The 16,124-nt window shown below is 38.6% G+C and carries 14 protein-coding genes and 1 other annotated feature; of the genes, 10 read left to right on the forward strand and 4 right to left on the reverse strand.

What is annotated here, in order from left to right:
• Positions 1–39 precede the first annotated feature (39 nt).
• The 4 genes from ND6B_RS00675 to ND6B_RS00655 form a co-directional block, all read right to left on the reverse strand.
• Positions 40–1,259 (reverse strand): IS3 family transposase gene (locus tag ND6B_RS00675; protein ID WP_089368775.1). Its coding sequence is split into 2 segments (ribosomal slippage): positions 40–980 and positions 980–1,259, totalling 1,221 coding nucleotides; the frame shifts between segments, so codons are not numbered across the junction.
• Positions 865–981: a sequence feature (AL1L pseudoknot), on the reverse strand. It overlaps the preceding gene by 117 nt.
• Positions 1,222–1,776, reverse strand: coding sequence for a YHYH domain-containing protein (locus ND6B_RS00665; RefSeq protein WP_051686714.1), 555 nt, complete (start codon positions 1,774–1,776; stop codon positions 1,222–1,224). The genes ND6B_RS00675 and ND6B_RS00665 overlap by 38 nt, the downstream gene beginning before the upstream one ends.
• 79 nt (positions 1,777–1,855) lie before the next feature.
• Positions 1,856–3,115: a Y-family DNA polymerase gene (locus ND6B_RS00660; protein WP_033104364.1), complete on the reverse strand. Its 1,260-nt coding sequence runs from the start codon at positions 3,113–3,115 to the stop codon at positions 1,856–1,858.
• Positions 3,100–3,516 carry a LexA family protein gene (locus ND6B_RS00655; protein ID WP_033104365.1) on the reverse strand — a complete coding sequence of 139 codons (417 nt, stop codon included), beginning with the start codon at positions 3,514–3,516 and terminating at the stop codon, positions 3,100–3,102. The genes ND6B_RS00660 and ND6B_RS00655 overlap by 16 nt, the downstream gene beginning before the upstream one ends.
• 550 nt (positions 3,517–4,066) lie before the next feature.
• Between ND6B_RS00655 and ND6B_RS00650 the strand changes: the two genes are divergently transcribed.
• From ND6B_RS00650 to ND6B_RS00605, 10 genes are all read left to right on the forward strand, one after another.
• The gene (locus tag ND6B_RS00650) at positions 4,067–4,957 is read left to right on the forward strand and encodes a hypothetical protein (protein WP_033104366.1); all 891 of its coding nucleotides are present in this window, start codon (positions 4,067–4,069) and stop codon (positions 4,955–4,957) included.
• Between the two features lie 409 nt (positions 4,958–5,366).
• Complete coding sequence (locus ND6B_RS00645; RefSeq protein WP_033104367.1) at positions 5,367–6,479, forward strand: CBASS cGAMP-activated phospholipase; 1,113 nt, start codon at positions 5,367–5,369, stop codon at positions 6,477–6,479.
• Positions 6,476–7,783, forward strand: a complete 1,308-nt coding sequence (locus ND6B_RS00640; protein WP_033104368.1) for a CBASS cGAMP synthase — start codon at positions 6,476–6,478, stop codon at positions 7,781–7,783. Before ND6B_RS00645 ends, ND6B_RS00640 begins: the two co-directional genes overlap by 4 nt.
• A 5-nt stretch (positions 7,784–7,788) precedes the next feature.
• Positions 7,789–9,567, forward strand: a complete 1,779-nt coding sequence (locus tag ND6B_RS00635) for an E2/UBC family protein (protein ID WP_033104369.1) — start codon at positions 7,789–7,791, stop codon at positions 9,565–9,567.
• Positions 9,557–10,024, forward strand: a complete 468-nt coding sequence (gene cap3 / locus ND6B_RS00630) for a CBASS system CD-NTase/cGAS isopeptidase Cap3 (RefSeq protein ID WP_235420580.1) — start codon at positions 9,557–9,559, stop codon at positions 10,022–10,024. The genes ND6B_RS00635 and cap3 overlap by 11 nt, the downstream gene beginning before the upstream one ends.
• A gap of 397 nt (positions 10,025–10,421) precedes the next feature.
• A complete protein-coding gene (locus ND6B_RS00625) occupies positions 10,422–11,339 on the forward strand; it encodes a TIR domain-containing protein (protein ID WP_033104370.1) in 918 nt (305 codons plus the stop codon).
• A gap of 108 nt (positions 11,340–11,447) precedes the next feature.
• A complete protein-coding gene (locus tag ND6B_RS00620) occupies positions 11,448–12,056 on the forward strand; it encodes a hypothetical protein (RefSeq protein WP_033104376.1) in 609 nt (202 codons plus the stop codon).
• Positions 12,057–12,418: 362 nt separating this feature from the next.
• A complete protein-coding gene (locus ND6B_RS00615) occupies positions 12,419–13,612 on the forward strand; it encodes an SIR2 family protein (RefSeq protein WP_033104371.1) in 1,194 nt (397 codons plus the stop codon).
• Entirely contained in the window at positions 13,613–15,409 is a 1,797-nt protein-coding gene (locus ND6B_RS00610) for an ATP-binding protein (protein WP_033104372.1), read from the forward strand.
• A gap of 227 nt (positions 15,410–15,636) precedes the next feature.
• Positions 15,637–16,124 (forward strand): IS256 family transposase (locus ND6B_RS00605; protein WP_033104373.1); only part of this gene is annotated, 488 nt, incomplete at its 3' end.

Genomic DNA, 16,124 nt, shown 5'->3' on the forward strand with positions numbered 1-16,124 from the left:
TGAATCGCCCCGAGTTCATCGGAGACCAGTTTGTTTAAGTCAGGCCACTTTACCTGACTCGTTTAAATTATCATAGTAGTCTGTTTCATATTGAGCTGGTGAAATATACCCAATTGAAGATAATAAGCGTTGATTATTAAACCAATTGACCCACTCTAACGTTGCGTATTCAACAGCATCAACATTCTTCCACGGGCCATTTCTGCGAATAATCTCTGTTTTAAATAATCCATTTATTGTTTCAGCCAATGCATTGTCATAAGAGTCACCCACACTGCCTACAGACGCTTGAATTCCAGCTTCAGCAAGTCGCTCAGTGTATCGTATAGACAAATATTGGCTGCCTCTGTCGCTGTGGTGAATTAACCCTTCGGGGTTGCCACGATGCCAAATAGCTTGCTCTAACGCATCAAGAATAAGCTCTGTGTGCATTGTCGTTGATACACGCCAACCTACAATGTATCGTGAAAAAACATCTATCACGAAAGCGACATAAACAAACCCACTCCATGTGGCAACATAGGTGATGTCAGCTACCCAAAGTTGATTTGGCTGCTCAGCAGTAAATTGACGATTAACTAAATCAAGTGGCTTATCTTGTTGCTCGTCAGGTATCGTTGTCTTATGTGCTTTACCCCGACGAACACCTTGAATTCCCATAACTCGCATCAATCGTTCGACTGTACAGCGGGCGACTTGATGGTCGTCAAGCTGTAGCTGCTTCCATATTTTTCTTGCACCATAAACTGACATATTATCCTCCCACACTTCGCGAATGAGTATTATCAGCTCAGCATCACGCTTTTTGCGGTTAGACAGTCGCTCAGGCTCTCTTTGTATCTGTTTATGAGAATAATACGTTGATGGTGCAATCGGCAATTCCTTGCAAATTGACTCGACACCGTAATGCTCTCTGCAAGCATCAATAAAATCCACTATTACTTCTGTTTGCGGTCGAGCTCCGCTTGGGCGAAAAAAGCGGCAGCTTGCCTCAGGATATCATTCGTTCGCTTGAGCTCTTTATTCTCGCGCTCTAAGACGGCAAGGCGTTCTTCAGTTGATTGCGTATTAGAAGAGGGTTTAGACGGTTGAGCTTGAGATTTCTTGACCCATGCTCTAAGTGTTTCTGGGGTACATCCCAGTTTATCTGAAATCGATACTAGCGCAGCCCAAAGAGAAGGGTATTCATGCTGTTGTGTGGTAACAAGCCTAATTGCACGTTCACGAAATTCTGATGTATAGCGATTTGATTTTTTCATAGTTCCAGTTTCTCAAGTTATTGAGTCTCTGGCAAACACGGGGCGATTCAAACGCTCTTCTTTGCTCTCGAGTCCAGTATTTACCACCCATTTCATGAGCGTGGGCTAAGGGTACAATGTGGTCTATGTCGATATCTGAGGCTTTAAAAAATGTTTGAGCAGTGTATGGGTCCATCCATTCACCCCAAGAAACGTTGCAGGGTTTATTTCGTTTAAATTTAACTGGTGACTTTGAATCTCTAATGAGTATTTCAGCTCTTGCATCCTGACAGTCATTATCGGCATCAACCCAGTGGGGCCAATCTTTTCTATTATAAGTAAGCGAGCTAACCGCGAAGCCTTTTGGCACTGATTTAATTATATTTGGCGTACTGGATGTTGGCTTGCTTTTACCGCTATGGCAGTGATACTCGTTTCGCTTTTTATCGTTATGGCAACCCTCTGAATTCGTTCGACCACTGTGAGCTGAGGCACTACTGGAGGCCATCAAAGTTAGTATTAATATTAGCGCTTTCATTTAAATTCCTTATACCTGACTTTTTTAACCAATAACGTCACTGTCTAAAACTAGGGTTGATAAATATACAATAACCGATTTAATTGCATTTTATAATAGGGATGTCTGACCAACGTGTTGTGTAGTGAGGTGATAAGAAAGCACGCTTCATGTTCCATGTTTGTGTAAGCTTTTCACTGCCGAGTGATAAAGTACCCGCGCCATAACGTTTATTTATAGCATCTAAGCATTCCATCATCCTTGGTTTATCTTCACTGACAGAAAACATGTCAGCCTGTTGGAATAACTCACTCTCTAATTCTATTGCACCAATACCGCAGCGATAAAAGCGCGTATTTACGTTGAAAATATCATTTATGACATCCGAAACGGCTCTAGCCATAACACTGGTATCTGATGTCGGTATGGGAAACTCATATAGAAGTGATTTTTTATAATAAAATTCTTCGTGAGGTGAGCTAGCAGCAAATATAACGATACGTTTTGTTAAAGAGTGCTGCTTCCTAAGTTTGCGGCCAACAATGGCAGCATGCGTAACGAGAGCTGATTTTAGTGTTGTTATGTCACTGACTCTTTCACCAAAGCTTCTTGTAGAGTATATCTCTTTTTTATTCTGCTTTACTTCATCCCAACTTAAACACGCAATACCGTTTAATTCGCTGACTGTTCGCTCAATGACAACACTGAACATTCTTCTCATGGCTTTAGGGTTTTGACAAGCGAGCTCCCATGCCGTGTTAATCCCCATAAACCTAAGCTTTTTTCCTAGACGGGAGCCTATGCCCCATACATCAGTGACATCCATTCGCGTCAATATTGCTTGGCGAGAATGCTCATCGTTGATAACTGCAACACCGTTATAGCCGGACAGCTTTTTAGCTGCATGGTTGGCGGCTTTAGCTAGCGTAGGTGTCGTACCAAACCCAACACCAACGGGTAGACCGGTTTCACGCCAAACGGCACGGCGTATTGTTTGCCCATAGTCGGCCCAATCATCAATGATTTTAGTGAAGCCAGTAAAACGAAGAAAAGACTCATCGATACTATAAACATAGTGGTCATCACAAAAGCGGTTTATCACCGTCATCATTCGCTCGCTCAAATCAGCATACAGCTCATAGTTTGATGAGCGAACAATCACATTCTGTTGCTCTAGGTAGTTTTTAACTTTGAAGTAAGGCTGGAATTTAGGAATGTTAAGCTTTCTGGCAATAGGGCATATGGCGCAAATACACCCATCGTTATTTGTTAGAACCACAACTGGTTTAAAGCGAATAGAGGGGTCAAAGACCTTTTCTGCACTCGCATAAAAAGCAACAGCATCTACGAGGGCAAACATCGACTCAGCTCGGCTCTATTCTTATGAAGACGAATGCTCGAAGTAACAACACCTTCTAATTTAAAATCATCATCTTCAGAGATATAAACAGACTGATAGTTTTTAGATGCAGAAATGAGTAAACGGTTTGTTTTATCTATTATTTTACACACAAAAGTCCCGTTATAACTCGCAACAATCACATCGCCAGTACTCACATTTTCAGATCTATCTACAACGAGTAAGTCACCATCGAAAATCCCTACATCTTGCATTGATTCACCCGATGCTAAACCGATAAATGTCGCATTAGGGTGCCTTATTATGAGTTCATCGAGTGAAATCCCAAGCTCTGTATATTCTGCTGCAGGAGACTCAAATCCTGTAATACCGGCCTCTATAAAAATTGGAATAACAAACATACGCACCTCAATACTGTTTATTTGTACAGTATAATTCAGCTTGCAACGCTTACCAAGAAATTTAAATGTAAAATGAGAGCTAAACTAAGCTAATATCGTTCTTACTTCAGCAAAACAATGACTTATCGATATATCATCTTTAATGAGGTGTCACCGTTTCGTGAAAATTATTATGTGGAATAATCTTAATTAAAGACTAGCCTAAAAGCCTATTTAGTTATTAACATAAAGGCGGTTTCTTGAGCAAATCATAAGAAAGCAAATGAGAGGGAATTATTTTTTATGGGTAATATATTTCGATATTGAAGTTCGGCTTGTATCGTTAACGGACATTGAGAAACTTATTCTTTTATTAATGAATTATCTCCTAAATTGTTCTATAGCATCGTTAACCGCCGTATTGGTGAAAGTTAACATGTTTAAATTTTAGCTATTTAATTATCTGTTTACAAAGGTAATTATTAGTGAAACTATTAAGATATATGCTGTTTTGGTGTTACAAACCACAGAAGTGTAGTGTTCAATAAATGTTAGAGCGAAAGGATTTGGTTTGAGTTCATTAGAGATATTAGATAAACAACTAGATATTGCAAATAAAGCACTGAGTCTCGTATTCAAAACTGGATTGACTATAGGTGGTTCAGTCCTATTAGTTTATTGCTGGAGGATAGGCTATTTCCCCAGAGATGTGAGTATAGGTGACGGTTTGTTATTTTTGATGCTCGCTATTGCTTTTGGCGGAGTATATTTATTATTTACAGTAAGTTTAACTAGTCTTGGAATAACATTACGTCCAATTTGGAATGTGATCTATTTGGTGTTTAGCTTTGTGATAAAAATTTACAACAAGTTTTCTGGTAAAAAGACTCCTATCCCTAAATTAAATATAATTACAGCTAAAGCCGAGCACTTTGTTTTTGCACTATTCGGTCTTTTATTTGTTTTGGGTTTTGGTTCTTTTGATATTAAGGTTGTTGGTTCTTTGATTGTTGCTGTTTTCAGTTGTGCTTATTTATGGAGCGTGCATCAGGGAAGTGGAAATGAAATTCTAGATATTGAGTCTAAAGAAAATTTAACAGGCACTGATAATAAAAGAATCTTATCCTTAAAAAAACATCAAAAAATATTAGTTACTGTCATATTTTTTATACCTCTTCTATTTGGAGGAGTATCAGGAAAACTACTTGATGGGGCAATGAGGCTCAGTAATGTTAAAGAAGATAAAGTCACTGTCCATATTAAACAGCCTTATATAAAATATGTTGAAGCACACAATATAAAAGCAAAAACAAGCAGTCTTGGTGATGACTATGGGACATTTGAAAATATGAACATTCTGTTTAATGGTTTTGGGAAAAATGCAGTCCTAATTCAAAACGGTATTGAAAAACCTATAAATATAATTATCCCAAATGACCATTTAATTGTAATTCAGCGCTAGCAAGTTGTTTAAAAAGACAAAAATAGTTGGCTATTGATCCTTCTTCGCTAATTATAACCAATTGTTTTTTATCTCTTAAATAAGTGTTACTAATGCCCTGTTATGGCACCTTGGAGAAGTCCGCCTAGTGTGAGAAGCCGACGATCGGGTAAACTCGTTTTTGGACAGAAACGTTTTAGAAAGTTAGTTCTTAAATAAGGTTTTGTAATGGAATGTCTACGCAAGTGGCCAGCTTTACTCCGTCACTGAAGTTGTCTAAATAATGTATATACATATCTAAAATGAGTATTCCCTTTCAATTTCCACGCATGAAGTAAATAACTGATTTTTATTATTGATAATCAGTTCTTGATTAAAAAATATACGCCCCCATATGTGTTGAAATGCAATTAATTTTTGGAAGCATGCTATGGATTCAAATAAATCGAATGCGAAGTCAAAAAAAGTAAGAATTCTTGCTTTAAACGGGGGAGGTGTTAGAGGACTGTTCACGATAAGTGTGCTTGCCGAACTAGAAAACGTAATAGAACAAAAGACAGGCCAAACAGATGTCAGAATAGGTAATTACTTTGATTTGATCACTGGGGCGTCAATTGGTGGAATTCTTGCTTTGGGTCTTGCTGAAGGTAAATCCGCTCGCGAACTCAAAGAAGTGTTTTTTAAAGAAAGCAGTAAGATATTTCCTATACACAGCTTCGCCGATGGTTTTAGAAAGTTTTTTAGAAAAATTATAGCGCCAACTTATAAAAGTGACCCATTAAGAAAAGCCATTGTTGCAATGATTGGAGATGAAATTACCTTCAACGATCTTGCTAGACGAGTGTTGGTTCCTTCTGTCAATTTGTCAACAGGAAAGCCTCAGTTTTTTAAAACTCCGCATAATCCTGATTTTACCAGAGATGGAACTATACGCCTCATCGATGCAGCTATGGCAACCTCAGCGGCTCCAACTTATTTTGCGCCACATTATATTGAAGATTTAGGCTTCAGATTTATAGATGGTGGCCTTGTAGCCAACAACCCAAGTTTCATAGCTTTGCATGAGGTTTTTGGTGATATGAAATCGGATTTCCCACACGTAAATTACGAAGATATTCATATATTGAATATTGGTACGATGGGCGAAGAATATGCAGTAAGTCCAAATTTATTGAGCTCCAAGTCTTTCTGGAAAGGTGGATATCTTGGACTGTGGGGGCTGGGAGAAAGGTTAGTGTTAAGCACTATGGCTGCAAACCAAATTTTGCATCAAAACATGCTTAAACGGGAATTGGCTATTTATGAGGCATCTGGTAACTATATCAAGCTTGATAGTCAGGTTCCAAATGAAGCTGCAAGCGATATAACTTTAGATAATTCTAGTTTAAGTTCTCTTGCTGATCTTGCAGGAAGAGGAAAGCAACTTGTTTCAGAAGAATACGCAAAAAATGGTGCATTAAGAGACTTCTTTAATGAGCCTGCAGCACTTTTTAAACCATTAAGAACTAGTGTTGATAGACCAAATTCGGAGGAAAAAATATGAAATGGAGTTTACATACATACTACATGGGCCGTGATGGTAGCTTATTAAAAAAATTGGAACTAACAGATAATGAAAATAATAAGTTGAAAAGATTGCGAGCCCATGTTCGTAAGCGCATTAGAGAAGTGTTTGATGAAGTCATAGAAGTAGCAATCAATTTTAGAAAATTAGAGTCCGAAGAAGATGTTAAAGGCCGATTAAAATCAACAAGAATATGCCACCTATCCCCCGCAGAACAGCAAACTGTAGCACGCTTAATATACGAGATGGAGGAGGATGTTAGAGATGGGTTTATAAAATTAAAGCCTAGGTTTGGGACTCAAGGTAGCTTCCAATATGGCACATTAAATAAGCCCTTTTGGCCCTGTCAAGAGATGGATATAGACGATGGTACATATTTGCCAATGACAGTCTTTGAAAACCCCAAAATTGGCCATAAGCTGCTAACACTTTTAGTTGATACTTCTTTGAAGTCCTTAGTCGCTGAAAACCCTGGCTGGAAATTTGAAAGTAAGCGAACTTGTGCTCGTATCAAAATCGCTGAAGAAAATACGCACATAGACGTTCCTATGTATGCAATTCCTGATAAGGGTTTTATTACCAAAGACCGTAGCCTAGGTCTTGAGTCTGCCAATAATATTTATGAATCGTTGAGTCATGTTAAGAAGGCTGCAGACTCTGATGATGTGATGTTCGAGCGATTAGATTCAAAAACCGTTAACTTAGCTTTAAGAGATGAAGGACCTGGTACGCACAAGTGGATGAACAGCGATCCTAAAATTGTTGAAGATTGGTTTAATGATGCTTGTGAAAGGATAGGTTCTCATGTTCGCCCCGTATGTCGATTTATGAAAGCTTGGCGTGATGCTCAGTGGGATGTAGGTGGTCCAAGTTCAATTAGTTTGATGGCGGCAGCCGTTGAAATTCTGAGCAAGCATTCAGTCAATTCCAAAGATATGGGGGACATCATGAAAGTAGTCGCTAAGAATTTTGCACTTGAATTTAAGAGCGGTGTAGAGAGCCCTGATGATACAGATAATCGACCATTATTCCCAGCACAGATGGAACATGAAGACTTTCACAAAGGTATTGTCGCTAAATTAGAGCAGTTGCCTGCATCTTTACAAAATGCTGAAAATGCATCGACAAAGCAAGATGCGTTATCAATACTATCTAATATATTTGGTAATCGTGTAACAGATGAAAACTTAATAAAAATTATTGCCGCAGCCCCCGCATTTAATGCTGAGCCTGCTCAAAGCACTTCTCCGACGCAGATAAGCTCCTCTATGGTTAGTGGTTAACTAGAATGATAGATGTACATCAATTGATGTTGCAAGTAGGATTTCGTTATACCTTGTCAAAAAGGCTACCTGTAGCATCGATTCTCTACAGAGAAAATTCAGGAAAGGGATATTATACAAAAGATTATGATACACCTGGTGGCGTCTTTTCTACTATATTGATTGTCCCAAATGATCCACATGTGGAGCTCCCAACGGTATATTGTTATCTGGTTCCTTCTTCATATGAAGGTAGGCTAATTCCTCACATTTCACATGATGGATATCTTTGCTATGTCGAGCAGAAAGAAGCTGATTGGAATCCTAATGATCTTCCTAGTTTGTATAACGAGATAGATTGTCAGATTCAACGAACTCTCAACAATGCTGTCCTATCTATGAATGACAACGATGTTGGAGACATAGAGCTACAAAATGAGTTTGTATCGTACTGGGAGTCACAAGGGTCATTATATCTGTTAGCGGATTGCAATAGGAAAGTCAGTTTTACAACTGTTATGCTCGAACCTGCTAATGATACAAGCAGCAGCTATTGTGAGTTTGTTACAACGGAAGACACAAAAGGTATTAATGAAGATCTAACTAAGTGGTTAACTCAACGTAAATTAAAATTGAGTGTTAATCATTCTTGTATTTCTACACATTATATTAGGGTTAACCCTACTCGCTTGTCTGGTATCAATTGGCCACCTACTAGCTTAAAAGACCTATTTTTATGGCTTAAACAAGTAGATTCTAATGCTCGAAGCCATCTAGCTAATAGCCTTTATCGTTCTGTAAAAAAACGAAACATCTTACTTCTTGATATAGTAAATCAAGATCCAATTGCAGTGTCCTTGGAAATGAATACAACAAGACTGAGTAATCGAACGGTATCTAAAAGATCTACAAAGAAAGGTAAGGCTGGATCTTTTTTAAATAGAGTTGCGATTTTATCAAGTAAGCACTCTTGTAAATCGTTCAAGCGATTTAGCGTAACAAAAGCTGATAAGAAAACGCTACAGAGTAGAAATAGAGCTGCGCATGGTGATTTATCGGGTAAGAAAGTTGCTCTAGTAGGCTGTGGAACTATAGGGGGATATTTAGCTCATCTATTACTAAGGAATGGTGCTGGAAGCGGTATAGGTTATTTTCACCTATATGATCACGATGAGTTTAAGCCTCATAATTTCTCTAGGCATTCACTTAAAGCAAATGATTTTGGCAAAAATAAGGCTGAGGCGTTGGTTGACACTTTAATGGACTCTATATATGTCACCAAAAACATACGAGGTTTTGGTTACCGGTTCCCCATCAATGAGTCATCATTGGTACTATACGATCTAGTGATAGATGCGACTGGCCGCGCACCAATATCTAAAAGGTTAGCGTATGTTGTTAGACAAATGAGAGACAATGAGCGTCCTATGATAATCCATGCATTTAACGATGGTAATGGTCGAGCAGCAAAAGTCTTTGTTGACGATGGACGTAGTTGTTATGGCTGCATGAATGTAGATAGCTCTGTTCATCAAGGGTCAAAAGATAATGCCAATATGGATTTACGTTTTGTGGACATAGACCAAGCAGCTGAGCGTTTTGTAAGTTGTGGGAATACGTACACAACATATGATGCAGCAGTCAGTCATATAACGGCTGCTATAGCGCAAGAAGCCGCATTAAATACCTTAAAGCCATGCTTGCCTTGGTCATATAGTGAATTTATGCTTGATGAACGTTATAGAACAGGTAAGCGACGGATTTTGGAAAAACAGTCAAGATGTGCAATATGTAATGATGAATAATGAAGAAATAGTATTTATGGATAAAAGCGGCCAGCTAGTCGTAATAGAACCAATGGTTGTTGATAAACTATTATCGTACCGACAAATGAACCCTCTAGCAGTAGAAGCAGGTGGAGTGCTTATAGGTGAAAGGCGTGGGGGGCATATTGTCATCTGTGATATTTCTGAGCCCGGACCAGGAGATCACCAAACAAGGTATTGCGTGAATCGTAAAGGCCCGCATCACCAGCAAAAGGTCATGACTGCATTTAAAAGCTCTAATGGGCACTTTCAATATATTGGTGAGTGGCATACGCATCCTGAGGATATACCTTCTCCGTCATCAATAGATGTTAATTCTTGGAGAGGTTCCATACAAACGCCTCATTCAATGGTTGTAATGATCATAGGTAGACGAAATATTTGGATAGGAACTATTTTTCGCAAAGTGATAACTGTATTCAAAGCTATAAATTGATCATTGGTGAAATTGTATTAATGACTTTCTTATAAAAAATTCAGCCTATAAGTCATTAAGTCATTAAGTCATTAAGTCATTAAGTCATTAAGTCTATAGAATTTCTTAAGCATCACTACATTTTGGTGAACTCGTTTCTGCCCCAAACCGTTTAGCTCGAGATTCCGGACCGCTTTCTCATGTCAGTTCTTGACCAATTTTACTTAATAGCAGACTATGAACTTAGTTGAGCATTTACGACTATACAGACATGTTTTGCGATTTGTGAGGGCAGGCATGGTAAAGACTGTTAGAACAGTATGTTGCAGCTATGGTGTCTGTATTTTATGGAAATTTTATATAAACAATGTTTGCTAAAAAACACTGTTAGGCTAATCACCGATTTGGGAGATACAAGTTGTTTAACTTACTTATTTCATGGGGTAAAGAAAGTTGGGATTCAAGCCCTTATGAAATGGAACGTGGGCGTTCAGTTGTTGAATACACGGCTGATGAAATCCAAGAGCGATACAGAAATTTTGACGAGAAGTCTATTAGAGAGCTTAAAAGTTTCCCTTGTATTTTTGTTGTTGAGAATGAAGAGTGCGAATCTCGGATCGGATACATAACTGACATTCGTGTGAGACAAAATACAGTCGTTATCAACTTTGAATTTGATCCTATATTACCGCGGCTAGCAATAGGGGCAATCGAAGGTATGAGGGTTGATTTTGATTTGGGTCGCTTTGAACTATCGAGAACTCACTGGGCGGTAAAAGATGAACCTCTTTTTGAAGCTCTCCTTAGAAAGGGTCATATTACACAGCAACAGCTAGACGCTTCCCAAGCCCTAAAAGAGCCACCTCCTCCCGTAGTAGCGCCGCAAATGCCCGGAGGCCAATTTATATTCAATACTTCACAAGTATTTATTGTCCACGGTCATGATGATCTAGCAAAGCTTGAAATGGCTGATTTCATCGAAAGTCTAGGTCTTGAGCCAGTAATTTTGCACATGCAGGCAAGCTCCGGCCGAACAATAATCGAAAAAATTGAGTACTATTCAAATGTAGGTTTCGGGATCGTGCTTTATACGCCTTGTGATGTTGGCTCAAAAGTTGGGGCTTTAAATGGTGCTTATCGAGCTAGGCAGAATGTAATCTTTGAGCACGGGTACCTGATTGGTAAGTTGGGGCGACCAAGGGTTGCAGCAATTGTTAAAGACACAGTTGAAACGCCCAACGATATAAGCGGAGTCGTTTATGTTGCCCTTGATCCACAAGGAAATTGGAAGGAAGATCTAAAAAAAGAGATGCGGAGTGTCGGCTACCAAGTATAAGCCAAACAATCGCAGGCATTGCGACTACTTTTCAGTAGTGGCCTCGCCTCCACTTCAAAACAGCGTATGCTGTGGACGTTATTTAACGGGTTAAATTTGGGAGAAAAAATGAAAGCAGTAGTTCCAGCGAGTGAAAGAGTTTTTAGGCTCTATCAATCACATTGTGTTAGTCCAACCCTAGACACTTTGTTTAATTTGCTAAACGCAATACATAGTCTTAATGATAAGTTAGGTAAGGAAAAGCTGGGCGGCTTTTTTGATATTCAGGAGTTTATTGCTTTAAAAGCGCTCAGAAACCTATTTCATCATCAAGAAGAACTAGTTAACGAATTACGTATTATTCCAGTGCAAGATCTTCCGCCAATTACAACTGACTTACTATATTTGTGCTTAGTTCCAACCAGTTTGGTTGAAGAAGCTATTTCAACTATTCCCAGCAAGTACCGTACTGATGAAGAGATAGTAATTAAGTCTGTTTTGGGGTGGTATGGTGAGGTTGTTAATATTAATCCATGCATCTTCAATTTCATAGTTAAGGCATTTGAATATTTAGAAAGTAATGGTGTTGAACTATCGGGAGGTGAGTATTTGGATTTCGCTGGTTCCTATGAGTTCGAAACTGAAAATGGTCACCCACATTACATTACGGGTCTAATTAATTGCCATGCAGGCAATGTGCAAGAGGTTCTTCAAAAGGCTTTCGTATCAGTTACATAACAAAGTTTTAAAGTTGAACTCGTAACACTTTGCCCAGTTCCACTTCGTTTTCACATATTAGCAATCTATTATTCGTTGCTTAAAACGCTGTTTTCAACGCCAGCTTATGGCGCTTGATGGAAGTAGCTCACTAAATTAAATTATGTATACAGTTGTAATGAGCTAATTACGGGCGGTCACTATACTTCAGAGTTTTATTTATATTTCTTCAAAGCAGATATCCAGCTAACTCACTTCTACCCATTCCGTGTTTCATCTGATATGTGCATATATGCACCATTTATTCACGCGACTCTTTGACTGGATTTATGTAATAGGTTTACTATGAAACAATACGCTTATCAATTCATTAACGAGTCTCAATGGCAACTATACCTTTAAACGAAATTTACCAACACAAACTAAACTTTCTTATCGGTGCAGGAGCCTCTAGTGGTCTATTCCCGACACTATGGTTGCCCCTCAGAGACTCTGATTATGAGGAAAAGAACGAAACGATTGAAACACTAGCAACTAAGTTAGATCAGCTCGGAGATCAGTATAAAAGTCATCACGCTTTGCTGTTTATGTACTACTACGAAAACATTATCGAACCAGTATCTAAGTTTCAGCTTAGTGATATTCATATTCCTCATGATGAAGAATGTACGAATGACGATCAGTGTAAGGTCTGTGAAAAAATAAAATTAAGAAAAGAGACTATCGAAAATTATGAAATTTTCATTGACTCTATCGTAAGGCTATTACAACAGAAGAGTGACTTTCAAAGACGTTGTAACCTTTTCACTACTAACTACGATGGCTGTGTCCCATTAGTTGCAGACAAGATGATTAAGAAAGGGAATCTTGAATTCAACATCAATGACGGGGCAAGTGGCTTCCTCGAAAGAACCCTATCCGCACGCAATTTCAATAATTACGTTTGTCAATCAGGCGTGTTTGGACGAAACTCATCTGATATACCACAAATCAACTTTATCAATCTGCATGGCTCTGCTTATTGGCGTAAATTAAAAGACACTATCAAGGTAGAGTACAACTTCCTTGATACTGCCGTGGTAATTCCAGAAGAAGCTCGCGACAGTCTTAAGCAGCTAAGTGAAATTCTGAATGATGAAACCAAAACAACACAAGATTTACTCGACCTCAAAGTGGAGATCAATGAAGGCATCCGAACTGCGTTTTGGAAATCTTACGATAAACTCCCTATTGTAAACCCAACTAAGTGGAAGTTTCATGAAACTGTCTTTGAGGAGCATTATTACCAAATGCTTCGCTTGCTCAGTTATCATTTGGAAGAGAAAAATTCAATTTTAATTAGTTTTGCTTTTTCGTTTGCTGACGAGCACATCCGTAACTTGATTAAACGTTCACTGTCTAACCACAAACTACAAGTATTCGTTTGTTGCTTCAATGACAAAGAGCATGAATATATGGATGGCTACTTTAGTGGTTATAAGAACGTCACACTAATAAAGTTCGAAGGTGAAAAATTAGACTTCACTATGTTCAACAAAGCTGTATTCAATGCTGACTTGCTTAGGGATGACATCTAGATGAGCATAAACGTTGGTGAAGTAATTGCGGTTCGCGGTACTCAAGTCACTCTGCGCATCTTTGATGAGTCAAGCTTGGAAACTATGTTTCACGATGGAAAGAAGTACAAGGGTGTTTCTATACGTGAATACATTGGCATTAAGCGCGGCTTTTGTCTCATTGTGTGTATCGTTGAAGGTGAATATCTGGATGAAAACCGATTTGAAGTAGAAGACAAAAAAATTCAGTATATCCGTAAAGTAGAAGCCAAGCCCATCGGTTACTTTGAGCAAAGTAAGTTTAAAGACGGCATCAAATTAATGCCGATGATCAAAGATAATGCTTATCTGCTCAATGAGAGCCAAGTGACTAGTATTTTCAGTCAGGGAGCAGATACATTCAATATAGGAAAAATGTTGAAAGAGGAGTTACCCGTATCACTACCTTGGAACAAGATTTTTAATAGCCACGTTGGTATTTTCGGCAACACTGGTAGTGGGAAATCTAACACGCTAACAAAGCTTTATGCGGAGTTGTTTTCCAACTTTGAAGAAAAACTGAAAGGTAAAAGTCAGTTTCTCTTGATTGATTTTAACGGTGAATACACTGGTAATCAGCTCATCAAGAACCCTGATAACAAAAAATCATTCAACCTAAGCACGGGTAAAAAAGAAGGTGAAAAGTTACCGTTAGCAAGTGAGCAGCTTTGGAACACTGAAATATTAGCTCTGCTGTTTCAAGCCACTTCTAATACCCAGACCCCATTCATCAACCGAATTATTGAGCGAAGAAAGAAAGACATAAGTAAAGGTGAAAATTTAAAGGACTATATCATAGGTACGTTTTATTTATGTTTTGTAAGCCCAGCACAAAGCAGAGATTCTTTAGTTCATCTTAAGGTTATCGCAGAGCACCTTTCAAGCGCTCCTCTAATAGAGAAGCTAAGTAACATTTTTTGGTTTGATAAAAACTCGAAATTTGCATGTAAAGCGGTGCCAAATTGGGAATACTTTGATTCTAATAATAATTTTACAATCAACCTAAGACCAATCTTAAATGCATTAGATCTAGCAAATATTGATCCTTTAGATGAATTGGTCGTCCGTATTAACCTTCAATTACTAAGAGACTTATCATACGGGCATATTCAGTTTGAACATATTCAACCTCTTTTGAAGAGAGTTGAAAGTGCTGTTAATGACCTAAGAAAAATCTTTATCATCAAAGAAAATGTAAATGGTGAGTTCAAGCTACTTAATGTTGTTTCATTGAGAGGATGTAATCAAGCAACTAAGAAAATTGTGCCTTTGCTGCTGGCGAAGATGTTTTATCAAGAACACAGAGATAATGTCGATACGCCCCCTCAAAATACTTTACACTTCATTATTGATGAAGCACATAACATCTTGTCGCAACAGTCAAGTCGTGAGCACGAGATCTGGAAAGATTACAGACTGGAGATGTTCGAAGAGATCATCAAAGAGGGACGTAAGTTTGGGATGTATCTGACACTATCAAGTCAAAGACCAGCAGACATTTCACCAACGATAATGTCTCAGCTTCACAACTTCTTTATTCATAGGCTTGTCAATGATAAGGACTTATTACTGATAGACAATACGATTAGCACGCTAGATCGAATGTCTAAAAGTTTGATACCGAACCTATCTAAAGGAGCATGTGTTGTCACTGGTACAGCTTTCGATTTACCGATTGTATTGCAGGTAGATTATATCGAAAACAAAGAAAGCCGTCCTGCCAGTGATGATGTTGATCTTGCTCAACTCTGGGGACTTGTTGATAAAAAAGAGGCATAGCGCAGCTCTTGCACTGTGCCGCTAAAGATTATACCAATATATCGTTTAGTTCGCTTTGCCCAAGTAAAGATTAACCAAAGAGAATGACTTGGGGTTAATACTCTAAGTCGATTCTGTCAAATACGAGTTGGGTGAACGTCCGTTATTATAACGGGATTTAAGGTATTAAGTGGTAGTGTTTAGAAATCTGTGTCATTTCAGTATTATTAAGAAAACAGGAGTGACACATGACTCAATCTTTCGACTTCAACAAAGCATTAGCTGAACTTCAAGCTGGTAAAGGCCTTACTGGCGAAGACGGTGTTCTAACACCATTAATTAAACAACTCACCGAAGCGGCTCTTAAAGCTGAATTAGAGCAGCATTTAGAATCTGAGACCGAAGTTAACCGTAAAAATGGTTCAACCAAAAAAACAGTTAAGTCATCCATAGGTCAATTCGAACTTGAAACGCCCAGAGACCGTTCAGGTTCGTTTGAACCTCAGCTTGTTAAAAAGAACCAAACCAAGTTAACGCCTGAAATTGATGAGAAAATTCTATCTATGTTTGCTTTAGGTATGAGCTACCGAGATATTCGAGGCCACATACAGGATATGTATGGCGTTGAAGTATCAGAGGCCACCATCACTGCCGTAACAGACCAACTGATACCAGAGCTTAAAGCATGGCAAGCGCGCAGCTTAGACACGCTTTACCCGTTTATCTGGCTTGATGC

It is taken from the genome of Pseudoalteromonas sp. ND6B, from assembly GCF_000764215.1.
Lineage (GTDB): Bacteria > Pseudomonadota > Gammaproteobacteria > Enterobacterales > Alteromonadaceae > Pseudoalteromonas > Pseudoalteromonas tetraodonis.

What these genes read in the sequence shown, in the direction of transcription:
- ND6B_RS00620 (WP_033104376.1), top strand. Translation starts at nt 11,448, where the DNA reads ATGAAAGCAGTAGTTCCAGCGAGTGAAAGAGTTTTTAGGCTCTATCAA.
- ND6B_RS00635 (WP_033104369.1), top strand. Translation starts at nt 7,789, where the DNA reads ATGATAGATGTACATCAATTGATGTTGCAAGTAGGATTTCGTTATACC.
- ND6B_RS00640 (WP_033104368.1), top strand. Translation starts at nt 6,476, where the DNA reads ATGAAATGGAGTTTACATACATACTACATGGGCCGTGATGGTAGCTTA.
- ND6B_RS00665 (WP_051686714.1), bottom strand. Translation starts at nt 1,776, where the DNA reads ATGAAAGCGCTAATATTAATACTAACTTTGATGGCCTCCAGTAGTGCC.
- ND6B_RS00610 (WP_033104372.1), top strand. Translation starts at nt 13,613, where the DNA reads ATGAGCATAAACGTTGGTGAAGTAATTGCGGTTCGCGGTACTCAAGTC.
- ND6B_RS00660 (WP_033104364.1), bottom strand. Translation starts at nt 3,115, where the DNA reads ATGTTTGCCCTCGTAGATGCTGTTGCTTTTTATGCGAGTGCAGAAAAG.
- cap3 (WP_235420580.1), top strand. Translation starts at nt 9,557, where the DNA reads ATGATGAATAATGAAGAAATAGTATTTATGGATAAAAGCGGCCAGCTA.
- ND6B_RS00655 (WP_033104365.1), bottom strand. Translation starts at nt 3,516, where the DNA reads ATGTTTGTTATTCCAATTTTTATAGAGGCCGGTATTACAGGATTTGAG.
- ND6B_RS00645 (WP_033104367.1), top strand. Translation starts at nt 5,367, where the DNA reads ATGGATTCAAATAAATCGAATGCGAAGTCAAAAAAAGTAAGAATTCTT.
- ND6B_RS00615 (WP_033104371.1), top strand. Translation starts at nt 12,419, where the DNA reads ATGGCAACTATACCTTTAAACGAAATTTACCAACACAAACTAAACTTT.